Origin of the sequence: Streptomyces sp. NPDC087422 (genome assembly GCF_044744145.1) — a bacterium.
Lineage (GTDB): Bacteria > Actinomycetota > Actinomycetes > Streptomycetales > Streptomycetaceae > Actinacidiphila.
On record NZ_JBIUXT010000013.1, the window covers coordinates 56,999 to 80,394 of the forward strand.

Sequence of the window (23,396 nt, forward strand, 5' to 3'; positions counted from 1 at the left end):
TCACCAGCCGATCTCGTTCGCGGTGTCCTCGCCGATCGCCGGGGAGCAGGTCATGCCGCGACCGCCGGGGCCGGTGACCAGCCACACGCCGTCGCGTACCTGCTCGCGGTGGACGACCCGGGTGGTGTCGGCGCACTGCGCGTACACCCCGGCCCAGCGGCGGCGGATCGTGGGCAGGGGGCGGCCGAGGAGTTCGGCGGCCCGTTCCAGCAGGTGGTCGTACGGGTCCTCGATCACGTCGAAGGCGAAGGCTTCGTCGTATTCGTGGGTGTCGCCGATGGTGAGGCCGCCGTCGAGGCGCTGGACCATGAGCAGTTGCATGCGGTGCTCGGCGGCGACCGGCGGCTGCGGCTGGCCCGCGCGCAGGGCGTCGAGCGCGGCGCCGTCGTAGGCGGGGTAGTAGCGGAAGCTGTCGGCGTCGGCGACGGAGGTCGTCAGCGGTTCGCCGAGCGGGTCGGTCTGCGCCATCTGGAGCCGGACCCTGCGTACCGGCAGGCTCGGCGCGAGTTCCTTGACGAGACCGGTCAGCCAGGCGCCGGTGGCGACGACGACGCTGTCGGAGGCGTACGACGTGCCGTGGTCGTCGCGGACCAGGCCGGTGTCGACGTCGCGGACCTCGCGGCCGGCCACGAAGGTGTAGCGGCCGGTCGCTTCGAGGTGGGCGCGCAGGGCGGGCAGGGCGACGCGCGACTCGACGGCGGCGTCGCGCTCGCAGAGCAGGGCGCCGAGGAGTTCGCCGCGCAGGGCCGGGTTGTGGGCGGCGACCTCGGTGGGCGACAGCCACTTGTAGCCGCGCTCGGCGGCGTCGGGGCGGCCCAGGACGTCCTCGGCGACGGCCCGCTCGGCCGGGGTGCGGACCACGGTGAGCGAGCCGTTGGCGCGGAAGCCGACGCCGGGCACGCGGGCGCCGATCTCCTCCCACAGCTCGCGGGCGCGCAGCGCGGTCTCCAGTTCGGCACCGGCCGCCCGGCCGCCGACCCACACGAGGCCGAAGTTGCGCACGGACGCGCCGCGGGCCTCCCGCTCGCGCTCCAGGTGGACGACCTCGTGGCCGCGGTTGACTGCGTGCCAGGCATGCATCGTGCCCAGCGCTCCGGCTCCTACGACAGTGACTCTCACGCCGTCGAGATTCGCGGCGGAGGGTGGCCGTCTCGCGTCCGGCTACCGACGTCCGGGTGAACAGGTCTCCAAGCTTGGACTAGACCCGTTATCATTCCGTGACTGAAAAAGGGACGTCGGCCACGGGGGACCTCAGCCTCGCCGGTCGCTCTTCTCCATGTGGACGGTGAAGCTGAAGCGGTCGCCGCGGTAGAGCGACCGCACCCGCTCCAGCGGCTCGCCCGCCTCGTCCCGGCTCGACCGGTGCAGCAGCAGCATCGGCAGCGCGGGCGGCGTACCGATCAGCAGCGCCTCGCGCGGTGTGGCCAGCACCGTCTCGATCCGCTCGTCCACCGAGACCGGCTCGACGCCGATCCGCTCGCGCAGAAAGGCGTAGAAGGAGGTGTCGGGCGCGAAGTCCCTTTCCAGGTGCGGCAGTCGGGCCACCGCGAGATACGTGCTCTCCAGGCCGACCCGCTCCTCGTCGGCGAGCAGCACGCGCTCCATGTGCCACACCGGGTCGCCGGGCGCGAGCCGCAGTTCGGCGGCGAGACCGGGGTCGGCGGGCAGCCGCTCCAGCGCGATCAGATTACGGCCGGGGACGCGGCCCTGCCGCCGTACGCCCTCGGTGTAGCTGTCGGTGGACAGCGGCTGTTCCAGCTTGGGCCCGGCCACGACGGTGCCGCGGCCCCTGCGGCGCACCCGGCCCTGGATCAGCAGTTCGCGCAGCGCCTGCCGTACGGTCTCCCGCGCCACCTCGAAGCGGGCCGCCAACTCCCGCTCCGTGGGCAGCAGTCCGCCCTCGCCCAACTCGTCGAGCACGACTTCGAGGCGGGTCTTGACGGCGAAGTACTTCGGCACCCGCCCGTGCTCCGGGATGCCCGCCCGGATCGGGCTCTGCGGATCTGCGTCGGCCATTGCCCGATCCTCGCAGACCGGACGGGGTGCCCGGTCCCGGAGCCCTGCTCACGGGCGGGCGGGGACGCGTCAGACGTGGGTGAGGACATTGCCGAAGAGCGGGGCCAGGACGAGCAGGGCGGCGCCCTCGGCCACCGCGCGAGGGCCCGCCGCGGCGAATCCCACGGGCACGCTCCGGCCGCGCTCGGCCAGCACGGCCGCGACCTGCTCCGCGAAGACGGCGGGCGCGGCCAGTACGGTCCTGCCGCCCAGCACCACCCGGTCGATGTCGAGCAGCGCGACCAGATTCGCCGCCCCGACGCCCAGCAGCCGCGCCGCGCCCACGGTGTCGCCGCGCCCGGCCGCCGCCAGGCACAGCGCCTCCAGGCAGCCCCGGTTGCCGCACTCGCACAGCACCCCGCCCAGCTCCACCGCCTGGTGCCCGAACTCCCCCGCCCCGGTCCGCCCGCCCCGGTACACCTCCCCGCCCAGCACCAGCCCGGCGCCGAGCCCGGCCCCGAGGTGCAGATACGCGAAGGCCGGGGGGCCGCCTGCGGCGGGGCGGGGACGGGCGGCTGCGGACTCCGCCGCCGTCGGCGGCTCGCCGCCAGGGGCGGGGTCGGACTCCGTCGCGGGACCGCCGGCTCCGGACGCGGGACGACCGGCTCCGGACGCGGGACGACCGGCTCCGGGGGCCGGGGCGGTGACGGGGGCCGGGGCGGACTCCGTCGGTGCGGACCACCCGCCGGGGGCGGCGGCCGGGGGCGGTGAGCCCTCCCCGGTCCCGGCCAGAACGGCCCCGGTCGGGGCGCTTCCCGCCGGGACGGCCTCGGCCAGGATCGACAGGGCCGCCGCGTTGGTGTTCTTGTCGAGGGCGACCGGGAGGCCGAGGGCGGCGGCCAGGCGGGCGCGGAGCGGGACGCCCTGCCAGTGCGGGAAGCCGGTGACGCGGTGGAGGGTGCCGGTGCGGTGGTCGAGGGGGCCGCGCATGCCGACGCCGACGCCGAGGACGGCGCCGGGGGCGCGGGCGGCGATGAGACGTACTTCGTGGACGATCGCGGCGAGCGCGGACTCCACGGGCAGGCCGAGGTCCAGCGGCGCCTCGCGTTCGGCGACGGTACGGCCGGTGAGGTCGGTGAGGACGGCGGTGAGCCGTTCCCCGTCGAGGTGGACGCCGACGGCGTGCCGGGCGCCGCTGACGAGCCGCAGTTCGGTGCGCGGCTTGCCGCCGGTCGAGGCGCGCCGCCCGGCCTCCTCGACCAGTCCCTCGGCCCGCAGCCGGGCGGTGATCTTGCTGACCGCCTGGGGGGTGAGGCCGGTCCGCTCGGCCAGCTCCAGACGGCTGATGCCCCGCGCGCGGCCGTCCGTACCGCCGCTGCCCGTGCCGCCGCCGCTCGTACCCCCGCTGTCCGTGCCTCCGCCGCTCGTACCCCCGCTGTCCGTACCGCCGCTGTCCGTACCGCCGCTGTCCGTGCCTGCGTCGGCGGGCGACAGCGTGGCCGTACGGAGCAGGCCGAGGACGAGCGCGGCGTTGTGGCTGCGGAGGGCGGGGAGGTTGGCGCCGGGCGCGGACGGGTTCACCCCGCCATTGTCCCGCGCGCTTGCACTTTGGCAACACTGTTGCCAAAGTGGAGCGCATGAGCACCCCTGGCACTCCCCTTCGCGTCGGCCTCGTCGGCTACGGCCCGGCCGGCTCCTTCTTCCACGCCCCGCTGATCGCCGCCACCGAGGGCCTGGTCCTCGACACGATCGTCACCGGCAGCCCCGAGCGCCGCGCCCAGGCGCTGGCCGAGCACCCGGACGTACGCTTCGCCGCGGCGGCCGACGAGCTGTGGGCGCGCGCGTCCGAGCTGGACCTGATCGTCCTGGCCTCCCCCAACCGCACCCATGTGCCGCTGGCCACCGCCGCGTTGGACGCCGGGCTGCCGGTCGTGGTGGACAAGCCGCTCGCGGGCACCGCGGCCGAGGCGCGCGAACTGGCCGCCTTCGCCGAGCGCCGCGGCCTGCTGCTCTCCGTCTTCCAGAACCGGCGCTGGGACAGCGACTTCCTCACCCTCCAAGGGCTGCTGGACAAGGGCGAGTTGGGCGAGGTGCAGCGCTTCGAGTCGCGGTTCGAGCGGTGGCGCCCGCAGCCCAAGGGCGGCTGGCGCGAGTCCGGCGACCCGGCCGAGATCGGCGGCCTGCTGTACGACCTCGGCAGCCACCTCGTCGACCAGGCGCTCGCGCTGTTCGGCCCGGCCGCCCTGGTGTACGCCGAGTCCGACGTCCAGCGACCCGGCGCCGCCGCGGACGACGACACCTTCATCGCCGTCACCCACGCCAACGGCGTCCACTCCCACCTGTGGATGAGCGCCACCACCGCCCGCCTCGGGCCGCGTTTCCGCGTCCTCGGCAGCCTCGGCGGCTACGTCACCTACGGTCTTGACCCCCAGGAGGCCGCGCTGCGCGAGGGCCTGCGCCCCGGCGAGGGCACGGCGTGGGGCGCGGAGCCGGAGTCCTCGTGGGGCACCGTCGGCACCGACGACAACTCGCGCCGGGTGCCGTCCGTGCCCGGCGACTACCCCGCCTTCTACGCCGGTGTCCTGGCCTCCCTGCGCGACGGCACCCCGCCGCCGGTCACGGCGCTGGAGGCCGCCGCCGCCCTGGACGTCCTGGAGGCCGCGAAGCTCTCGGCCACGCAGGGCCGGACGGTGGCGCTGTGACCGCGCCCGGTGGCGAGCGGGTCGCCGAACTCGTGGCGCAGGAAGCGGAGTTGGTGTTCCCCCGGTTCACCCACGACGACGCCTGGCGGCTCGGCTCCCTGCTGGTCGAGATGGCCCGCGAGGGCGGCGCCGCCGTCACCGTCGACATCCGGCGCGGCGGTCAGCAGCTCTTCCACCACGCCCTGGACGGCACCACCCCCGACAACGACGCCTGGCTGGCCCGTAAGGCGCGGGTCGTCGAGCGCTACCACGCCTCGTCACTGCTGGTCGGCGAGCGGTTCCGGGCCAAGGGCGGCAGCTTCGAGGAGTCCTCGCGGCTCGACCCCGACCTGTACGCGGCGCACGGCGGCGCGTTCCCCCTGCGGGTGGCGGGAGTCGGCGTGGTCGGGGTCGTCGCCGTCTCCGGCCTCCCGCAGGTCGAGGACCACGCGCTGGTCGTGGCGGCGCTCACCCGCTATCTGGCGGAGGCGGGCGCCTGACGGCGAGCGCGGTGGGTGGGCGTGATCGCCGTGAGCTTGACGGTCGGTCGCCGTGAGCTTGACGGTCGCCGTGAGCTTCATGGTCGGCGTGATCGCTCAGTCGGCGTGATCGCTCAGTCGGCGGGGGCCCCGAACCACTTCGGCATCAGGGCGCGCAGTTCCGCCTGGTCCTCGCCGACCCACACGACATGGCCGTCCGGGCGCAACAGGACGGCGGGGACGTCCAGTTCCTCGCTGACGTCGACCACGTGGTCGACCCGGTCCGCCCACCCGTCGACCGAGAGCGCGCCCCCGGTCCGGTCGAGCAGCAGACCGCGCCCCTGGCGCATCAGCCCGTAGAGGTGGCCGCGCTTCAACTCCACGTCGCGCAGCCGCCGGCCGAGCAGTTCGTGCCCCTCGCCGACGTCGTAACGGATGGCGATCGCGGTGATCTTCTCGATCAGATACGTGTTGACGTTCTCGAACTCGGCCAGTTCCGACAGCAGTCGGCGCACCGCCATGGCTCCCGGCTCCGTGGACATCAGCTCCATTTGGGCGCGGGTGTTGTCCAGTACGGCGGCGGCCACCGGGCGGCGCTCGGTCTCGTAGGTGTCCAACAGCCCTTCCGGGGCCCAGCCGTTGACGGCGGCGGCCAGCTTCCAGCCGAGGTTGAACGCGTCCTGCACGCCGAGGTTGAGGCCCTGGCCGCCGGTCGGCGGGTGGATGTGCGCCGCGTCCCCCGCCAGCAGCGCCCGGCCCACGCGGTAGCTGTCCGCCAGGCGGGTCGTGTCGCCGAACCGCGACAGCGAGCGCGGTGAGTGCACGCCGAAGTCGGTGCCGCCGAAGGCCGTCAGCCGCTCCTTGAAGTCCTCCAGCGTCGGCGGGACCGCCCGGTCCGCGCTGACGCCCTTCGCGGGCACGACCACCCGGTACGTCCCGTCACCGAGCGGCATCGCCCCGAAGCGCTTCTCGGTCTTGCGCACCTCGGCCGTCACGGCCGCCAACGTCTCCTGGTCGACGTCCAGTTCCATCTCGCCGATCAGCGTCTCCACCCTGCTCGGCTCCCCCGGGAATCCGATGCCGAGCAGCTTGCGCACCGTGCTCCGGCCGCCGTCGCACCCCACGAGGTACCGCGACCGCAGCCGCGACCCGTCCGCCAGCTCCGCCGTCACCCCCTCGTCGTCCTGGCTCAGCCCCACGACCTCGCAGCCGCGCCTGAACTCCACGCCCAGCTCCCGCGCGTGCTCGGTCAGCAGCCGTTCGGTGACCGTCTGGAAGATCCCCAGCACATATCCGTGCGCCGTATCCAGCCGCCGCGGCCACTCCTTGCCGAGCCCCCCGAAGAATCCCCCGACCCGGTGCTGCGTCCCCAGCGCCAGGAACCGCTCCAGCAGCCCGCGCTGGTCCATGATCTCGATGCTCCGCGCGTGCAGCCCCAGCGCCCGCACCAACGACGTCGGCTCCGCCTCCCGGTCCAGCACCACGACGTCCACGCCCTGCAACCGCAGCTCGCTCGCCAGCATCAACCCCGTCGGCCCACTGCCGACGACGGTCACGTCCACCATCAGATGTCCCCGTCCACAAAGCCGTGCATTCCGCCAGATTCACCGCACCTCTGGCCTCCGGCCGCCCATTGTGCGACCCCAGCACCCCCTTGCCGCAAGGCCCCCCTTGCGCTATACCTTAAGAAGGGCAAGGAGTACCCACTCTCCTTGCCCATTCGCATACCCGGCCTCCGCACCCCGGAATTCAGCCCGGCCCACCCCCGTACGCTGGCAGCCCGGACCGGGTCGACGTCATGGCCCGCGCGAGACAGCGACAGACGGCGGGGGCTGAGCATGGGTGGAGTGACGCGGTTCTGGACGGGCGAGCGGGTGCGCCTGCGGGGCCTGGAGCCCGAGGACTGGGAGCAACTGGCCGCGTTCGAGTCCGAGGCGGAGACGCAACGGGACGGTGAGCGGCTGATGCTGCCGATTTCCGCGGCCGCGGCTCGCAAGCGCCTTCAAGAGCAGAGCGAGAAAGGGCCGAGCCGTACGGAGGACGAGTACCTGCTCGTCATCGAGGCCCTGGACAACGGGAAGCCGGTGGGTGCTGTCGTGCTGAACGACTGCGACCGGCTGAACGGCAACTTCCATTACGGCATTCATCTCGGTGCCGCGTACCAGCGCCGCGGCTACGCATCCGAGGCCATGCGGCTGGTCCTGTCGTTCATGTTCGGGGAACGGCGGTATCACCGCTGTTGTGCCGAGGTCTACGGAGGCAACGAGGGGTCGTTGGCGCTCCAGCGCAAACTCGGTTTCACCGCGGAGGGCGTGCAGCGTGAGCACGTGTTCCAGGGCGGCGCCTATCGGGACGTGCATCACTTCGGGCTGCTCGCGGTCGAATTCGAGGCCAACGAGCGGGCGGCAGGGCGTGAGCCCTACTTCGTCACGGCGTGACGGGCTTCGGGGCGGGCCCGCCCGGGGGGCGGGCCCGCTGTGCGCGTGCCGGTCAACGGCCGCGCGGTGGGGTCAGGCGGACGTGAACTGCTGGCGCTGCGTGCCGAGTCCGTCGATGCTCAGCTCGACGACGTCGCCGGGCCGGAGGTACGGCTTGGGTTCGGGCTGGCCCATCGCCACACCGGCGGGGGTGCCGGTGTTGATGACGTCGCCGGGGTAGAGCGTCATGAAGTGGCTGAGGTAGCGGACGACTTCGGCGACGGGGAAGATCTGGCTCGCGGTGGAGCCGTCCTGCTTCAGCTCGCCGTTGACCCAGAGCCGGAGGCGCAGGGCCTGCGGGTCGGGGACCTCGTCGGCGGTGACGAGCCAGGGGCCGAGGGGGTTGAAGGTCTCGCAGTTCTTGCCCTTGTCCCACTGGCCGCCGCGCTCGATCTGGAACGCGCGCTCGGAGACGTCGTGCGCGATGGTGTACCCCGCGACGGCGGCCAGCGCCTCCTCGTGCGAGGCGGCGTAGCGCAGTTCGCGGCCGATGACGACGGCCAACTCCACTTCCCAGTCGGTCTTTTCGCTGCCGCGCGGCACCAGCACCGTGTCGTCGGGGCCGACGACCGTGTCCGGGGCCTTCATGAACACGACGGGCTCGCCCGGCGCCTGGGCGCCGGTCTCGGCCGCGTGGTCGTGGTAGTTGAGCCCGATGCAGACGATCTTGCCTATCCGGGACAGCGGCGGGCCGACCCGCAGCGACGGGTCGAGCGACGGGAGCGAGCCGTCGGCCGCGGCCTCGGCCACCGCGGTGAGCGCCGCCGAATCGGCGAGGAGCTTCCCGTCGATGTCGGTCACCAGACCGCTCAGGTCACGCAGGACACCGTCTCCGTCGAGCAGGGCCGGGCGCTCCGCCCCGGCGGGGCCGACTCGCAGCAGCTTCACGTGGGTACTCCCATTTTTTTCCGGTCGCCTCTGGGCGGCCTGCCCCGGTCCGGGGCTCGGTCATCGGTCGGCACCCGGTGGGAACGGTCATCGGATGTCTTGTCCGATCCTCCAACTCCGCCCCCGGCCCGCGCAACCCCCGGCCCACCCCGTGGGACAGCCGCCCCGGCGGGAGAACCGCACGGGCCCGGGCCCCGGACAGGCCCTAGCGGGAGGCGGTGGATTGGAGGGTGCCCCAGAGGACGAGGCGGTAGCGGGAGGTGAATTCGGGAGTGCAGGTGGTGAGCGTGATGTAGTGCGCGACCCCGCGCATACGGGCGGAGGAGTGGACGGAGCTGTAGGGAATGGGCGCGATGACGGTGCCGTCGGAGGCATACGTCTGGGGAAGGACTTCGCGGATCACGTACGTGTAGCGATAGGCGGCCGTCTCGACCTCGACGGTGTCGCCGACGCGGAGCCGGTTGATGTAGCGGAACGGCTCGCCGTGGGTGTTGCGGTGCCCGGCGAGGGCGAAGTTGCCGGTGGCGCCGGGCCCCGCGGTGCCGGGGTAGTGGCCGACGTAACCGTGGTTGAGGATCGCGGACTTGCTGATGCCCTCGGCGATCGGCGCGGTGATCCCGATCCGGGGAATGTGGATGACGGCGAAGCCCGGATCGCGAGTGCCGCCCTTCGAGGAGGGCGGCGGCGCGGCGGCGGACGGGGCCGGGCCGCTCGGCGTGACGGCCGGATCGTCACTCGGCGCGCCGGTACCCGGCGAGGGCGCCGCGGGAGAGGGCGACGGCGTGCCCCAACTCCGTTCCAGCGCGGCGACTTCGCGCCGGGCCGTCGCGTGCGCCTGCACATTGGTCCACCACAACTGGTGGACGACGAGCAGGAGTACGAGCGCCCCCGCGGTCATGGCCAGTTCGGCCGCCGCCCACAGCAGCCGCCCGGTCAGCGAGCGCCGAGGACGGGGCCCGCGGCCGTAACCGGGGCCGTACGCCTGCCCGTAGCGGCGGCCGTAGCCGTGCCCGTAGGCGACGACGCGCCGCCGCCGGGGCGGGCCCGACCCCCGCCTGGACGTCGCACCCCGCCGACCGTGCCGTATCTGACGAACCGTCACATCGGCAACGATACGGCGGTACGGCGCCGCCCGTCAGCCCCCCGCGAGGCGGGAGATGGCGAAGATGGCCAGGCCCGCGAGGGCGCCGACGACGGTGCCGTTGATCCGGATGAACTGGAGGTCGCGGCCGACGTGGTTCTCGATCTTGCGGGACGTCTGGTCGGCGTCCCAGCCCGCGACGGTCTCGGAGATCAGCGAGGTGATCTCGTCGCGGTAGGTGGTCACGAGATACGTGGCGGCGTCCTCCAGCCAGACGTCGACCTTCTCCTGGAGCCGCGGGTCGGTGGCCAGCTTGCGGCCGAGCGACAGCAGGGAGGCGCGGGCGCGCATCCGCAGCTCGCTGCGCTCGTCCTCGGCGGCGGCGACCATCATCGTGCGCACCGCGCCCCACACGGACGCGATGAGGTCCTGCACCTCGCCGCGCGCCAGCAGGTCCCTCTTCAGCCGCTCGACGCGGGCGCGGGTGTCCGGGTCGGACTGGAGCTCGACGGCGAAGTCGCCGAGGAAGCGGTCGACGGCGCCGCGCGCCGGGTGGCCGGGGGAATCGCGCATCTCGGTGACGAAGCGCAGCAGCTCCTTGTAGACCCGCTCGCCGACCTTGCGGTCCACGAAGCGCGGGGTCCAGCCGGGGGCGCCGCCCTGCACCGCGTCCATGACCGAGTCGCCGTGCTCGACCAGCCAGTCGTGGGCGCGGACGCAGACCAGGTCGACCATGCGGCGGTGGCCGCCGTCGGCGACGATCCGCTCCAGCATCTTGCCGAGCCCCGGCGCGACCTCCTGGGCCTCCGCGCGCCGGGTGATCGCCTCGCTGACCACGGCCTGCACGTCGGAGTCGCGCAGCACCGTGAACATGCCGCGCAGCGCGGCGGCGGCCTGCTCGGTGACCTTGTCGGCGTTGGCGGGTTCCGACAGCCAGCCGCCGAGCCGGGTGCCGATGCCGACCGCCCGCAGCCGGGTGCGGACGACCTCGGCCGACAGGAAGTTCTCGCCGACGAAGTCGCCGAGGCTGGCGCCGAGGGCGTCCTTCTTGGTCGGGATGATCGCGGTGTGCGGGATGGGCAGGCCCAGCGGGCGGCGGAAGAGCGCGGTGACCGCGAACCAGTCGGCGAGCGCGCCGACCATGCCCGCCTCCGCGGCGGCGGCCACGTAACCGGCCCAGCCGCCCGCGCCCCGCGAGTCCGCCCACTTCGCGAGCGCGTAGACGACGGTCGCGACCAGCAGGAAGCCGGTCGCGATCAGCTTCATCCGGCGCAGGCCCCTGCGGCGCTCCTCCTCGGCCGCGGCGCCGCCGGGCGCGTCGGCCAGTCCGCCGCGCGGTGAGGGCCGCCCGCGCGGGGCGGAACCGGGCCCGGAGCCGGAGCCCGAGCCGCCGGAGCCCCCGGAGCCGCCGTGGCCCCCGCCGCCTGCGCCGTTCCGGGACGCGCCGCCGGGGCCCGAGCCGTCGGCCGTCGGCGCAGCGTCCCCGGCCTCGGGCCCGAGCGCGATCCGTCCGCCTGATTCCGGCCGTGCGCCGTTGGCCGCGGGGCCATGGGCCGCCGGGGCCGCACTGCCCGCACCCGCCGCCCCGCCCGTACCGGTCCCGCCGCTCGTGCTCGCCGTTTCCATCCGCTCCCGCTCCGCCCGCGTGTCCACCCGGGTATTGTCGCCGCCCGCGGCCGTCACGGCCCGGTGATCCTTGTCGTACGCGCGCACGTACGCCAGCCCGTACGCGCTCCGGTACGCCTGCCCGTACGCGCGCACGTACGCCAGCCCGTACGCGCTCCCGCTTCCCGCTCCCGTGCGCCTCCTCGTCCGCGCGCCCGTACCCGTCGTGCCGGCGCTTTCCCCCCGCGCCGACAATGGGGGAACGAACGGCGGGTTCCCGGTGCCTCCCGGCACCGGGAACGGCCCACGACGCACGCATACCCCCGCACGGCACCGCCACGTACGAGCGACAGACAGCGACAGGGAGCACACCGCGATGACAGCGCCGCACGCCACCGGAGGGCTGCCCGGTTACGCCGAGCACTTCGAGGAGCCGGAGGGCTATCTCGACTTCGCCCGTTACGGTCCGCCCTCGCGGGACGTGCTGGCCGCGACGGCCGAGGCGCTGGAGAGGTCGGCCCACGCCGACCAGGACACGGTGAACGACCTGATGCGCGCCGAGCCCAGGGCGCGGGAGGCCGCCGCCCGGCTGGCGGGCACCGACGCGGCGCACACGGTGCTGCTGCCGAACACCTCGACCGGTCTGTTCCACGCGGCCTTCGGCCTCCCGGCGGGCACGGTGCTGGTGCCCGCGGGCGAGTTCCCCGCCAACCACTACCCGTGGCGGCGCAGCGCGGAGCTGGGCCGCGCCGTACCGCGCGTGCTGGAGCCGGACGCGCGGGGGCGGATCACCGCGGACGCCGTACGGGCGGCGCTGACCGACGACGTCGTGGCCGTGTCGGTCAGCGCCGTGGACTTCCGGACCGGCTACCGGGCGGATCTGGCGGCGCTGCGCGAGGTGATCGGCCCGGACCGGCTGCTGGTGGTGGACGCCATCCAGGGCTTCGGGGTGGCGGATCTGCCGTGGGCGGCGGCGGACGTGGTGGTCGCGGGCGGCCAGAAGTGGCTGCGGGCGAGCTGGGCGACCGGCTTCGGAATCCTCTCCGACCTCGCGCTCGACCGTCTGGAGCCGACGCTCGGCGGCTGGACCGGCGTCGAGGACGCGGGCGTCTTCGACGACGTCGAGCACCCGCCCGCGCCCGGCGCCCAGCGCTGGAGCACCACCAATCTGAGCCCGGTCACGGCCGCCGCGCTGGCCACGGCGCTGGAGCTGGTGGAGGGCGTCGGCGTACCGGCCGTCGAGGCGCACATCCGCGCGCGGGTCGGCCAGTTCATCGACGCCGTCCGGTCCTGCGGCGGCGACGTCCTGTCCCCCACCGACCCCGCCGAGCGGGCCGGGATCGTCTCCTTCCGGCTGCCCGGCACCGACCCGCGGCACGTCGCGAAGGCCCTGCACGCGCACGGGGTCACGCCGTCGGTCCGTACGGACTCGGTACGGCTGTCCGCGCACGCCTCCACCCGGCTCGCGGCCGTCGACCGCGTCCGCGCGGCCCTGACGTCGCTGCGCTGATCCGGCGGCGGGCGGCCCCGCGCACGCGTGCCGCCCACAGCGGCTGTCCCCCCGACGTCCCCCGCGTCCCCCGTGCCGCCCCTGACGCGGGGGGCGTCGCGCCCACTCCCCGTGTGCTACACAGGGAGTAACCAAAGGGGCATTTTGCAGCAGCTCAAGCAGCACAGGCAGAACCCGCAGCAGCCGCACCTCACGCTCGGAATCATGGCGCAGACGCGCAAGGAGAACGAGCACCGTCTGCCCATCCATCCGGCCCACTTCGAACGCATCGACGCCGACCTGCTCGGCAGCATCTATCTCCAGACCGGTTACGGCGAGCACTTCGGTGTGCCGGACGAACAGCTCGCGCCGCTCGTCGCCGGTTTCCGGCGGCGCGAGGAACTGATCGCCGAGTGCGATGTCGTCCTGCTGGCCAAGCCGCTCCACGAGGACCTGGCGGAACTGCGCGAGGGCCAGGTCCTGTGGGGCTGGCCGCACTGCGTGCAGGACGAGAAGGTCACCCAGGCCGCGATCGACCGGCGGCTGACCCTGATCGCCTTCGAGGCGATGAACCACTGGCACCGCAACGGCTCGTTCAACCTGCACGTCTTCCACAAGAACAACGAGCTGGCCGGATACTCCTCGGTGCTGCACGCCATGCAGCTCACCGGGGTCACCGGTGACTACGGGCGGCGGCAGCGCGCGGTCGTGATCGGCTTCGGCGCGACCGCCCGCGGCGCGGTCACCGCGCTCAGCGCGCTGGGCGTGCACGATGTGGACGTGCTCACCGCCCGCGGTGTGACAGCCGTCAGCTCGCCCATCCACTCCGCGCGGATCGTGCACTTCGACCACGACGAGGCCGACGACACCCTCGACCCGCGGCGCAGCGTCGTCCTGACCGAGGACGGCCCGCAGCCGCTGGCCGAATTCCTCGCCGGGCACGACATCATCGTCAACTGCGTGCTCCAGGACACCGACGCGCCGCTGATGTTCCTGATAGAGGACGACCTGCCCAGCCTCGCGCCCGGCACGCTGATCATCGACGTGTCCTGCGACGAGGGCATGGGCTTCGCGTGGGCCAGGCCCACCACCTTCACCGACCCGATGTTCACCGTCGGCGACCACGTCCAGTACTACGGCGTCGACCACAGCCCGTCGTACCTGTGGAACTCGGCCACCTGGGAGATCAGCGAGGCGCTGCTGCCGTATCTGCGGCGCGTCCTGGAGGGCCCGGCGGGCTGGGACGCGGACGACACCCTGCGGCGGGCGATCGAGATCCGCGGCGGGACCGTGCAGAACCCCAAGGTGCTGGCCTTCCAGCACCGCGCCGAGGAGTATCCGCACGACCACGTCCCGGCACGGCCGTAGCCGTATCGCCGGCCGGGGCGCGTACGGCCTCGCGGTCGTACGCGCCCCGGCCGGTCGGGGGCGGTCTGTCGGGGCGGTCCGTTCAGGTGCGCCCGGTCGGGGGCGGTCCGTTCAGGTGCGCCCGTCAGGTGCGGACCGCTTCAGGTGCGGTCCGTTCAGGTGCGGTCCGCGCCGTACATCCGGGCGATGACGTCCTCGATGGCCGGTTCGCGGACCGACAGGTCCACCAGCGGGTAGTCGGCGGCGACCGCGGCGACCAGCGGGGCGGCGCTGGCCTGCGCGGGGAAGGCCAGCCACTGGCGGGGGCCCTCGACCTTGACGCAGCGGGCGCCCTCGACCTGGACCGGGGGCAGCTCGCGGGCGAAGTCCGCCACCAGGGTCCGCTCGCTCTCCCCGACCGCGTGCAGCCCGCCGAGGTCCCCGTCGTACATCAGGCGGCCGTGGTCGATCACCATCACCCGGCGGCACAACTGCTCGATGTCGGTGAGGTCGTGCGTGGTGAGCAGCACCGTCGTGCCGCGTTCGGCGTTCACCGTGCGCAGGAAGTCGCGCACCTTGGACTTGCTGATCACATCGAGCCCGATCGTCGGCTCGTCCAGGTACAGCACCTCGGGATCGTGCAGCAGCGCCGCCGCGATGTCGCCGCGCATCCGCTGCCCCAGCGAGAGTTGGCGCACGGGCACGTCCAACAGCGGCCCCAGGTCGAGGAGTTCGACGCAGGCCGCGAGATTGCGGGTGTAACGGGCGTCGTCGATCCGGTACATGCGGCGGACCAGTTGGTACGAGTCGCGCAGCGGCAGGTCCCACCAGAGCGTGGTGCGCTGGCCGAAGACGACCCCGATCCTGCGGGCCAGCCGGGTACGGTCGCGCGTCGGGTCCAGGCCGCAGATCCTGATCCGGCCGCCGCTGGGGTTGAGGATGCCGGTGAGCATCTTGATCGTCGTGGACTTCCCCGCGCCGTTGGGCCCGATGTAGCCGACGATCTCGCCGCGCGGCACGGTGAAGGAGATCCCGTCCACCGCCCGCACCTGGCTGCGCACCCTGCGCAGCGCGCCCGCTTTGCGGCGTACGTCGAAGACCTTCTCGACGCCGTCCAGCGCGATCACGGTGTCTGTGCCGGGTCCCGGCCCGCCCCCGGCACCTGTGGCGCCTGCTCCGGTGGCGCCCGTTCCCGCGGCTCCCGTTCCTCCGGTTGCTCCTGTGCGTTGCTCGATCACGGCCGTCTCAACTCCCTGTGCTGCGGTACGTACGAAGGGCCGCGCGCCAGGCGAGCCCGGCCAGGCCGCAGCAGAGGGCGGCGACCAGCGGGGAGGCGAAGTCGACCCAGCCGGGCAGGCCGAGCGGGTCGGGTTCGCCGAGGATGCGCAGGGCGGGCAGCCAGTTGACGAAGGCGAGCGGCACCACGAAGGTGACGCCGCGCACGAGGTCGCGGGCGAAGATGCCCGGCGGGTACTGGAGCATCGTGTTGCCGCCGTAGGTCACCGAATTCTGCACCTCGGAGGCGTCGCCCGCCCAGAACTGGAAGGCGCCGCCCGCCACGTACACCGCGCAGAAGATGACCGCGCCCGACAGCACCGTCACCGGCAGCAGCAGGACGGTGACCGGCGACCAGTCGATGTCCGCGTGCGCGACCGCCCAGCCGAGCACGATCAGACCCTGGGTGATCCGGCCCAGCCTGCGCAGCGCGAACCGGTCGGCGGCGACCTGCGCGAGCACCGGCACCGGGCGCAGCAGCAGCGTGTCGAGCGTGCCGTCCCTGATCCGGCGGCCGAGCCGGTCCATGGAGCCCAGCACCAGATCGGCGACGCCGAAGGACGTGCTCGTGGTGCCGTACAGGAACGCCACCTCGGCGAGGGTGAAGCCGCCGAGCACGGTGATGTGCGAGAACATCAGCAGGATCGTCACGAAGTCCAGGCCGGTGGCGGCGAAGTTGCCGAACGCGGTGAGGACGAAGGACGTCCGGTACGCCATCGTGGACCGCACCCACATGCCGACGATCAGCCGGTAGGTCCGCCACGTCTCACGGACGGTGAACCACGCGCCGCCGGCGGTGTCGTACGGGTCGACGGCCCCGACCGATTCGACGGAGCCGAAGGCCCCGACGCCCCGGGAGCCGTCGAAGCCCCGGGAGCCCCCGAAGCTCCGGCCGTCCTCGGCGCGCCCGGCGCCGTCGCGGACCGTGGATTCCTCAGCCACCCTGCACCACCACCCTGCGCGCCGCGACGGCCTGCAACGCGCGGCCGGTCAGCAGCAGCGCCGCCGCCCAGCCCGCCTGGAAGGCCAGCGCGAGCAGCGCGTCCGTCCCCCGGTGCCGCTCCAGCAGCACATCGGCGGGCACCTGGAGCATCGCCGCCCACGGCATCGACCGCGCGAGCGTGCCGAGCCAGCCCGGGAAGACGGTCAGCGGCAGCAGCATCCCGGAGAAGAACAGCCCGGCCAGGAAGGCGACCTGGCTGACGCCCGCCCCGTCCAGCAGCCAGAAAGCGCTCAGCGCCACCAGGAACCGCACCGCGAAACTCACCACCACCCCCAGTGCCACCGACACCAGGAACAGCAGCCAGGTCACCGGCCGCGTCGGCAGCGCCAGATCGAACGCCAGCGCCCCGCACACCATCGGGATCACGCCGCGCCCCATCAGCTGGAAAGAGGCCCGGCCCAGATCCGCCGCCAGCCACCACCCCTGGAGGTCGGCCGGGCGGTACAGGTCCACCGCGATGTCACCCGACCTGATCCGCTCCATCAGCTCGTCCTCGAAGCCGCCGCCCATCAACGCCATCGTCTGGAGCAGCGCCTGCCCGATCCAGACATACGTCAGCGCCTGCGCCTCGGTGTAACCGCCGAGGTGCGGGCGCTGACCCCACAGCGCCACATAGCTGTAGGCGACAATGAAACCGAAGACCGTATTGGTGAAGACACCCGCCGCGGTCGCCGTCCGGTAGGTGGCGTAACGCCGGAAACCGCGCACCACCACGGCCCCGTAGAAGCCGCCCATCACTCACTCACCCCCGAAAAGACGCAAGTCGGCGAGCCTAGTACGCGGCGAACCCCACCCACCACCGGTTTTCTCCGCGGCGTTCCGCACCCCGGCGACCCACCCCAACGGGTGACACGCGTGCGCCGTCCGGCCTGTCACAGCCCTGTCACGGATGCGCGGCGTTGAACCCCGGCGGGCTAATGGTGCGACAGTGTTTGGCGGCGGCCTACGTAAGCGTACGTAACGATTGGTCCATCATGTTCCGCCGCGGACCAACCCCGGCAGCGGCGGAGGAGTCCCAACAGATATGAGCCACGAGCCGAAACCGACGACGGGCGAGCGGGCATGACCGGCGGGCAGGGCTGGGGACCGCGCCCGACGCTCACCGACCGCAGGGGACGGCCGCGCCGTACCGGCCTGCGCCGGCTGCTGCCGACCTGGCGCATGGTCACCGGCGGCGTACTCGCCGTCCTGATCGTCCTCATCGGCGGCTTCTTCCTCGGCTACGCGCTGGTCTCCATCCCCGACCCGAACGCCGCCGCCACCGCGCAGAGCAACGTGTACGTGTACGCGGACGGCACGACGGAGATCGCCCGCGACGGCGCGATCAACCGTGAGAACGTCACCCTCAGCGGCGTCGCCAAGACCGCGCAGCACGCCGTGCTCTCCGCGGAGGACCGGAATTTCTACCACGAGTCCGCCGTCAGCCCCAAGGCCATGCTCCGCGCCGCCTGGAACACCGCCACCGGCAAGGGCAGGCAATCCGGCTCCACCATCACCCAGCAGTACGTGAAGAACTACTACCTGAACCAGTCGCAGACCGCGGTCCGCAAGGTCAAGGAATTCTTCATCGCCATCAAGCTGGACCGCAACGAGACCAAGGACCAGATCCTCGAGGGCTATCTCAACACCAGCTACTACGGGCGCAACGCGTACGGCATCCAGGCCGCCTCCCAGGCGTACTTCGGCGTCAACGCCAGCGAATTGACGACCGCTCAAGGCGCCTATCTGGCAACGCTGTTGAACGCGCCCAGTGAATACGACCTGGTCGCCCACCCGGAGAACGCACCGGCGGCGAAAGGCCGTTGGAACTACGTGCTGGACGGCATGGTCAAGGAGGGCTGGCTCAGCCAGTCCGAGCGCAACGCGACGGTCTTCCCCGGCATCGACAAGCCCAAGCCCGTCGCCAGCAAGGCGGGACAGCGCGGCTACATCATCGAAGCCGTCAACCGCTATCTCTCCGACAACCACATCGTCGACGCCGACACCCTGCGCCTGGGCGGCTACCGCATCGTCACCACGATCCAGAAGCCCAAGGAAGACGCCTTCGTCGCCGCCGCCCAGAGGAACATTTACGACCAACTCGGCCACAAGACCGTCGACAAGTACGTCCGCGCGGGCGGCGCGTCCATCGACCCGGCCACCGGCAACGTCGTCGCCCTCTACGGCGGCATCGACTACACCAAGCAGTACGTCAGCAGCGCCACCAACGCCACGTATCCGCCCGGCTCGACCTTCAAGCCGGTGATCTTCGCCTCCGCCGTCCAGCACGAGTCCTCGACGCAGGACAAGGAGCCGATCACCCCCAAGACGGTCTACGACGGCACCAACAAGCGCGAGGTGATCGGCCCGGACGGGCCCACCGGCTACAAGCCGGAGAACGAGGACCAGGGGTCCTACCCCGACATCACCGTCACCCGCGCCATGGACAAGTCCGTCAACGCCGTCTTCGCGCAGATGGCGCAGGACGTCGGCACCCGCAAGGTGATCGACACCGCGCACGACCTGGGCATGCCGGACGACGTCAAGATCCCCGAGACACCCGCGATGGCGCTCGGCGCCTTCGGGGCCAGCCCGCTGGACATGGCGCAGATGTACGCCACGCTCGCCAACCACGGCAAGGAGATCCCGTACTCGCTCGTCCTGAAGATCACCAAGGACGGCAACGACGTGAGCCTGCCCAAGCGCGACGCCGTCCAGTCCGTGCCCCGCCAGGCCGCCGACACCACGACGTCCATCCTGCGCAGCGTCGTCGACAGCCCCGGCGCGACCGCGACCGTCGCCCAGGACTCCGGCTGGCCGTCGGCCGCCAAGACCGGTACGGCGGACGACGACATCGCCGCCTGGTTCGCCGGCTACACGCCCAAACTCGCCACCGTGGTCGCCGTGTTGGGCATGAACCCGGACAACGGCAAACAGGAGAAGCTGTACGGCGCGATGAATCTGCCGCGGATCAACGGCGGCGGGCCGCCCGGCTCGGTGTGGGCCGACTACACGGCGGCGGCGCTCAAGGGCGTGCCCAAGCAGAGCTTCTCGCTGGACGTGCAGAGCGGCCTGCCCACGCAGCCGCCGGCGACCACCGCGAGCCCGACCGACACCCCGACGTCGACGCCGCCCACGTCCGAGCCGCCGACCACCCCTCCCCCGACGACCACCGTGCCGCCCACCACGCAGCCGCCGACCACGGAACCGCCCACGACGCAGCCCCCGACCACCGAGCCGACCCCGTCCGACACGTTCAACCCGATCGGCGGGGTGACGGGCGGGACGAGTCCGGGCGGCGGGAGCAGTGGCGGCGGGGGCGGTGACGGGAGCGGTACGGCGGGGCCGGACGGGAACAGTTCACCGGGCGGGTGAGGAGGCCGGGCGCGGGGGCCCGGCATGGGCGGGGCCGGGCCGCGGGCAGGGGCCTCAGCGGCCCGGCTCCGGGGAACCACCGGCCTCAGGGATTCGCGTCATCCACCGGGCTCAGGGAGTCCGTCATGCACCGGCCTCAGAGCGTCCGTCATCCACCGGTCTCAGAGATACAGCCCGGTGGAATCCTCCGAGCCCTGGAGCCGCTCGGCGGCGACCGCGTGCAGATCGCGCTCCCGCATCAGGACGTACGCGACCCCGCGCACCTCGACCTCGGCCCGGTCCTCCGGGTCGTACAGCACCCGGTCGCCGACCTCGACGGTCCGCACATTCTGCCCGACGGCCACGACCTCGGCCCACGCCAGGCGCTTGCCGACGGCCGCGGTCGCCGGAATCAGAATCCCGCCGCCACTGCGGCGTTCACCCTCACCGCTGTCCTGGCGCACCAGAACGCGGTCGTGCAGCATGCGGATGGGCAGCTTGTCGTGCTGCTCGCTCTTCGAACTCTTCGAACTCACGGCCACGACGTTACCGGCGGCGCCGCCACACCGTGAGACCGGCCACCGCGGCGACCAGCGCCACCCCGGCGACCGCCGCCGGAATGACCCGCTCGGGGCGGGGCGCGCCCTTCTCGTCGACGAAGTGCGCACGCGTCCTGCCGACCGCGCGGTTCGCCGCCACAAACGCCTGCCCGACACTGCGGTCCACCGCGGAAACGGCCTTGGCCTTGGTGTCCCGGACAATCGTCACCGGGTGCACCCGTACCGCGATCTCGTCCAGCGTCGACGCCAGATCCTGCCGCCTGCGGGTGATCTCCGCCTCGATCTGGGCGGCCGTCCTGACTTCCGACCCTTCCGACACCGCGGTTCCTCCATCGCCTGATTCGGTAGCGTTCGGACAGTCTGTCAGTACGACGCGGCCCGCGCCCCGTCGGCACCCCCGAATGCGCCCCATTGCACAAGGAGTCTCCCTCATGTCCGAGCGCCTGGCCCCCGGCGACACCGCCCCCGACTTCACCCTTCCGGACGCCGACGGCAAGCCCGTCTCCCTCGCCGACCACCGCGGCCGCAAGGTCATCGTCTACTTCTACCCGGCCGCCCTCACTCCCGGCTGCACCAAGCAGGCGTGCGACTTCACCGACAATCTCGACGTCCTCGCCTCCGCCGGGTACGACGTCATCGGCGTCTCCCCCGACAAGCCGGAAAAGCTCGCCAAATTCCGCGAGAAGGAATCCCTCAAGGTCACCCTGGTGGCGGACCCCGACAAGGCCGTGCTCACCTCCTACGGCGCCTTCGGCGAGAAGAAGCTCTACGGCAAGACCGTCACCGGCGTCATCCGCTCCACCGTCGTCGTCGACGAATCCGGCAAAGTCGCCCACGCCTTCTACAACGTCAAGGCCACCGGCCACGTCGCCAAGCTCCTCAAGGACCTCGCCGTCTGACGTGACCACGTATCCACGGACGCGGGGGCGGGCGCGACCACGTACCGCAGACCACACCGGGTCGATATCATGGTGAGGCTGCACGCGGCCGTGTCGTAACAGGCAGCCGAGCTGGGTTTAGATCCCAGTGGGAGAAATCCCGTGTGGGTTCGAATCCCACCGGCCGCACCATGTATGGCCTGCGATTCAAAGGTCGAATCGCAGGCCATTGTCATGCTCGGGGTCAGGCCAGGAGTTCCGCCACCAGGGGGGTCAGGGCGCGGAAGGCTTGGCCGCGGTGGCTGATGGCGTTCTTCTCCGCGGGGGTGAGTTCGGCGCAGGTGAGGGTGGAGCCGTCGGGCTGGAGGATGGGGTCGTAGCCGAAGCCGTTGGTGCCGGCGGGGGCGGTGCGCAGGGTGCCGCGGAGGCGGCCTTCGACGACGCGGGTGGTGCCGTCGGGGAGCGCGAGGGCGGCGGCGCAGGTGAAGTGGGCGGCGCGGTGGGGGGTGTCGATGTCGCCGAGCTGGGCGAGGAGCAGGTCGAGGTTGGCCGCGTCGTCGCCGTGCTTGCCCGCCCAGCGGGCGGAGAAGATGCCGGGGGCGCCGCCGAGTACGTCGACGCAGAGCCCTGAGTCGTCGGCGACGGCCGGCAGCCCGGTACCGGCCGCCAGCGCCCTCGCCTTGAGCAGGGCGTTCTCGGCGAAGGTGATGCCGGTTTCCCTGACGTCGGGGATCTCGGGGTAGGCGTCGGCTCCGACGAGGTCCACGTCCAGGCCGCTGTCGGCGAGGATCGCGTGGAGTTCGGTGACCTTGTGTGCGTTGCGGGTGGCGAGTACGAGGCGGCGGGTCATGGGGGAATTATCTCCGGCCGGATGCCGTGGCCGTTGAGGCGGTCGTGTGACGACGGTTCACGCGCCCCCTCCCCCGTGGCCGCGCCTCCCGGCGGGTGCGGCGCGCGGAGCTGTCAACACGCGGCAGCCGCCGGGAGGGTGGCGTCGAGCGGGGTTCAGGCGGTGGCCGCCAGGGCGGCTTGCTGGGCGGCGGTGAGGTCGGCGCAGCCGTTGACGGCGAGGGTGAGGAGGGCGTCGAGTTCGGCGCGGTCGAAGGGCTGGCCTTCGGCGGTGCCCTGGACCTCGACGAAGCGGCCGTCGCCGGTGCAGACGACGTTCATGTCGGTTTCGGCCTTGACGTCTTCTTCGTAGGCGAGGTCGAGGAGGGGGACGCCGTCGACGATGCCGACGCTGACGGCGGCGACGGTGCCGGTGAGGGGCTGGGCCTTGGCGCGGATGAGGCGGTTGGTCTGCATCCAGGTGACGGCGTCGGCGAGGGCGACGTAGGCGCCGGTGATGGCGGCGGTGCGGGTGCCGCCGTCGGCCTGGAGGACGTCGCAGTCGAGGACGACGGTGTTCTCGCCGAGGGCTTTGTAGTCGATGACGGCGCGCAGCGAGCGGCCGATCAGGCGGGAGATCTCGTGGGTGCGGCCGCCGATCTTGCCGCGGACGGATTCGCGGTCGCCGCGGGTGTTGGTGGCGCGCGGGAGCATGGAGTATTCGGCGGTGACCCAGCCCTCGCCGCTGCCTTTGCGCCAGCGGGGTACGCCTTGGGTGGCGCTGGCGGTGCAGAGCACACGGGTGTCGCCGAAGGAGACGAGGACGGAGCCCTCGGCGTGCTTGCTCCACGCGCGCTCGATGGTGACGGGGCGGAGCTGGTCAGGGGTGCGGCCGTCGAATCGTGACATGCGCGTGAGCCTATCCGGGTGAGGCCGCCGCGCAGGACCGGGTGGGTCCGGGACCGCGGGGCCCGTCGGGGGCCCGGCCCGCGGCCGTCGGCGGGAACGGGGAGGACCGCGCCACGGGAGTGACGCGGTCCTCGGACGTTCAGCGCGGGCGCCGCGTCACATCATGTCTTCGATGTCCGCCGCGATCGGGTCCGCGTCGGTGCCGATGACGACCTGGATGGCGGTGCCCATTTTGACGACGCCGTGGGCGCCCGCGGCCTTGAGGGCGGCCTCGTCGACGAGGGAGGGGTCCCGTACCTCGGTGCGCAGCCGGGTGATGCAGCCCTCGACCTCTTCGATGTTGTCGAGTCCGCCGAGACCGGCGACGATCTTCTCAGCCTTGCTGGCCATCTCTTGTCTCCTGTTTCCCTGACCCACCGTGAGTCCGATATGTCACGGTAACGCACGGTTGGCCCAACTTCACGGGCGGTTGACCCCCGGGTGGACCACCATGGCGCTCAGCGGCGCCCCCCTGCCGGACGGGCGCCGCCTGCGTACAAGTGGTCTAAACCAATGTACGGCCACTGTA

The 23,396-nt window shown here is 72.6% G+C and carries 22 protein-coding genes and 1 tRNA gene; 8 read left to right on the forward strand and 15 right to left on the reverse strand.

Annotated elements, in window-relative coordinates; genetic code table 11:
• The 3 genes from ACIO6U_RS30910 to ACIO6U_RS30920 all read right to left on the reverse strand — a co-directional run bounded on the left by ACIO6U_RS30910 (window position 1) and on the right by ACIO6U_RS30920 (window position 3,576).
• On the reverse strand, window positions 1-1,119 hold the full coding sequence (locus tag ACIO6U_RS30910) for a TIGR03364 family FAD-dependent oxidoreductase (protein WP_401724119.1): 1,119 nt from the start codon (window positions 1,117-1,119) through the stop codon (window positions 1-3).
• Window positions 1,120-1,251: 132 nt separating this feature from the next.
• The gene (locus ACIO6U_RS30915) at window positions 1,252-2,016 is read right to left on the reverse strand and encodes a GntR family transcriptional regulator (protein ID WP_355343149.1); all 765 of its coding nucleotides are present in this window, start codon (window positions 2,014-2,016) and stop codon (window positions 1,252-1,254) included.
• A gap of 69 nt (window positions 2,017-2,085) precedes the next feature.
• Complete coding sequence (locus tag ACIO6U_RS30920; protein WP_401724121.1) at window positions 2,086-3,576, reverse strand: ROK family transcriptional regulator; 1,491 nt, start codon at window positions 3,574-3,576, stop codon at window positions 2,086-2,088.
• Window positions 3,577-3,632: 56 nt separating this feature from the next.
• On the opposite strand from ACIO6U_RS30920, the gene ACIO6U_RS30925 reads away from it, so the two are divergent.
• Both ACIO6U_RS30925 and ACIO6U_RS30930 read left to right on the forward strand, forming a co-directional pair.
• On the forward strand, window positions 3,633-4,697 hold the full coding sequence (locus tag ACIO6U_RS30925) for a Gfo/Idh/MocA family oxidoreductase (RefSeq protein WP_401724123.1): 1,065 nt from the start codon (window positions 3,633-3,635) through the stop codon (window positions 4,695-4,697).
• Window positions 4,694-5,176 (forward strand): heme-degrading domain-containing protein, encoded by a 483-nt coding sequence (locus tag ACIO6U_RS30930; RefSeq protein WP_355343140.1) that lies wholly within the window; start codon window positions 4,694-4,696, stop codon window positions 5,174-5,176. Before ACIO6U_RS30925 ends, ACIO6U_RS30930 begins: the two co-directional genes overlap by 4 nt.
• Before the next feature lie 113 nt (window positions 5,177-5,289).
• Here the strand turns inward: ACIO6U_RS30930 and rox are convergent, their stop codons facing one another.
• Window positions 5,290-6,720 (reverse strand): rifampin monooxygenase, encoded by a 1,431-nt coding sequence (gene rox / locus ACIO6U_RS30935; RefSeq protein WP_401724127.1) that lies wholly within the window; start codon window positions 6,718-6,720, stop codon window positions 5,290-5,292.
• 282 nt (window positions 6,721-7,002) lie between these two features.
• Between rox and ACIO6U_RS30940 the strand changes: the two genes are divergently transcribed.
• Window positions 7,003-7,593, forward strand: a complete 591-nt coding sequence (locus ACIO6U_RS30940; RefSeq protein ID WP_401724130.1) for a GNAT family N-acetyltransferase — start codon at window positions 7,003-7,005, stop codon at window positions 7,591-7,593.
• Window positions 7,594-7,665: 72 nt separating this feature from the next.
• On the opposite strand, the gene ACIO6U_RS30945 is transcribed toward ACIO6U_RS30940, so the two are convergent.
• The 3 genes from ACIO6U_RS30945 to ACIO6U_RS30955 all read right to left on the reverse strand — a co-directional run bounded on the left by ACIO6U_RS30945 (window position 7,666) and on the right by ACIO6U_RS30955 (window position 11,227).
• Window positions 7,666-8,520 carry a fumarylacetoacetate hydrolase family protein gene (locus ACIO6U_RS30945; protein ID WP_355343134.1) on the reverse strand — a complete coding sequence of 285 codons (855 nt, stop codon included), beginning with the start codon at window positions 8,518-8,520 and terminating at the stop codon, window positions 7,666-7,668.
• Window positions 8,521-8,725: 205 nt separating this feature from the next.
• Window positions 8,726-9,622, reverse strand: a complete 897-nt coding sequence (locus tag ACIO6U_RS30950; RefSeq protein ID WP_401724133.1) for a class E sortase — start codon at window positions 9,620-9,622, stop codon at window positions 8,726-8,728.
• Between the two features lie 33 nt (window positions 9,623-9,655).
• The gene (locus ACIO6U_RS30955) at window positions 9,656-11,227 is read right to left on the reverse strand and encodes a DUF445 domain-containing protein (protein WP_401305052.1); all 1,572 of its coding nucleotides are present in this window, start codon (window positions 11,225-11,227) and stop codon (window positions 9,656-9,658) included.
• 355 nt (window positions 11,228-11,582) lie between these two features.
• Here ACIO6U_RS30955 and ACIO6U_RS30960 point away from each other — a divergent pair, with 355 nt between their 5' ends.
• Together ACIO6U_RS30960 and ACIO6U_RS30965 are read left to right on the forward strand one after the other, a co-directional pair.
• A complete protein-coding gene (locus ACIO6U_RS30960; protein ID WP_391047094.1) occupies window positions 11,583-12,716 on the forward strand; it encodes an aminotransferase class V-fold PLP-dependent enzyme in 1,134 nt (377 codons plus the stop codon).
• A gap of 204 nt (window positions 12,717-12,920) precedes the next feature.
• On the forward strand, window positions 12,921-14,063 hold the full coding sequence (locus tag ACIO6U_RS30965) for a N(5)-(carboxyethyl)ornithine synthase (RefSeq protein WP_355343125.1): 1,143 nt from the start codon (window positions 12,921-12,923) through the stop codon (window positions 14,061-14,063).
• 155 nt (window positions 14,064-14,218) lie between these two features.
• Here ACIO6U_RS30965 and ACIO6U_RS30970 read toward each other — a convergent pair whose 3' ends face one another.
• The 3 genes from ACIO6U_RS30970 to ACIO6U_RS30980 form a co-directional block, all read right to left on the reverse strand.
• Window positions 14,219-15,169, reverse strand: a complete 951-nt coding sequence (locus ACIO6U_RS30970; RefSeq protein ID WP_391117272.1) for an ATP-binding cassette domain-containing protein — start codon at window positions 15,167-15,169, stop codon at window positions 14,219-14,221.
• A 118-nt stretch (window positions 15,170-15,287) separates the two neighbouring features.
• Window positions 15,288-16,052: an ABC transporter permease gene (locus tag ACIO6U_RS30975; protein ID WP_355343292.1), complete on the reverse strand. Its 765-nt coding sequence runs from the start codon at window positions 16,050-16,052 to the stop codon at window positions 15,288-15,290.
• A 199-nt stretch (window positions 16,053-16,251) separates the two neighbouring features.
• Window positions 16,252-17,055: an ABC transporter permease gene (locus ACIO6U_RS30980; protein ID WP_401724138.1), complete on the reverse strand. Its 804-nt coding sequence runs from the start codon at window positions 17,053-17,055 to the stop codon at window positions 16,252-16,254.
• A 327-nt stretch (window positions 17,056-17,382) separates the two neighbouring features.
• On the opposite strand from ACIO6U_RS30980, the gene ACIO6U_RS30985 reads away from it, so the two are divergent.
• Window positions 17,383-19,674, forward strand: a complete 2,292-nt coding sequence (locus ACIO6U_RS30985; RefSeq protein WP_401724140.1) for a transglycosylase domain-containing protein — start codon at window positions 17,383-17,385, stop codon at window positions 19,672-19,674.
• A gap of 161 nt (window positions 19,675-19,835) precedes the next feature.
• Here ACIO6U_RS30985 and ACIO6U_RS30990 read toward each other — a convergent pair whose 3' ends face one another.
• Window positions 19,836-20,138 carry a co-chaperone GroES gene (locus tag ACIO6U_RS30990; RefSeq protein ID WP_188282170.1) on the reverse strand — a complete coding sequence of 101 codons (303 nt, stop codon included), beginning with the start codon at window positions 20,136-20,138 and terminating at the stop codon, window positions 19,836-19,838.
• Window positions 20,139-20,199: 61 nt separating this feature from the next.
• Window positions 20,200-20,532 (reverse strand): DUF3618 domain-containing protein, encoded by a 333-nt coding sequence (locus tag ACIO6U_RS30995; protein WP_355343113.1) that lies wholly within the window; start codon window positions 20,530-20,532, stop codon window positions 20,200-20,202.
• Between the two features lie 112 nt (window positions 20,533-20,644).
• Here ACIO6U_RS30995 and bcp point away from each other — a divergent pair, with 112 nt between their 5' ends.
• Together bcp and ACIO6U_RS31005 are read left to right on the forward strand one after the other, a co-directional pair.
• Window positions 20,645-21,112 carry a thioredoxin-dependent thiol peroxidase gene (bcp, locus tag ACIO6U_RS31000; RefSeq protein WP_355343110.1) on the forward strand — a complete coding sequence of 156 codons (468 nt, stop codon included), beginning with the start codon at window positions 20,645-20,647 and terminating at the stop codon, window positions 21,110-21,112.
• Between the two features lie 84 nt (window positions 21,113-21,196).
• Window positions 21,197-21,283: transfer RNA gene (locus ACIO6U_RS31005), tRNA-Leu, on the forward strand.
• A 52-nt stretch (window positions 21,284-21,335) separates the two neighbouring features.
• Here ACIO6U_RS31005 and rdgB read toward each other — a convergent pair.
• From rdgB to ACIO6U_RS31020, 3 genes are all read right to left on the reverse strand, one after another.
• Window positions 21,336-21,941 (reverse strand): RdgB/HAM1 family non-canonical purine NTP pyrophosphatase, encoded by a 606-nt coding sequence (rdgB, locus tag ACIO6U_RS31010; protein WP_391163952.1) that lies wholly within the window; start codon window positions 21,939-21,941, stop codon window positions 21,336-21,338.
• 155 nt (window positions 21,942-22,096) lie between these two features.
• Entirely contained in the window at window positions 22,097-22,828 is a 732-nt protein-coding gene (gene rph, locus ACIO6U_RS31015) for a ribonuclease PH (protein ID WP_401724143.1), read from the reverse strand.
• A gap of 156 nt (window positions 22,829-22,984) precedes the next feature.
• Complete coding sequence (locus ACIO6U_RS31020; RefSeq protein ID WP_188282159.1) at window positions 22,985-23,218, reverse strand: glucose PTS transporter subunit EIIB; 234 nt, start codon at window positions 23,216-23,218, stop codon at window positions 22,985-22,987.
• Between the last annotated feature and the right edge of the window lie 178 nt (window positions 23,219-23,396).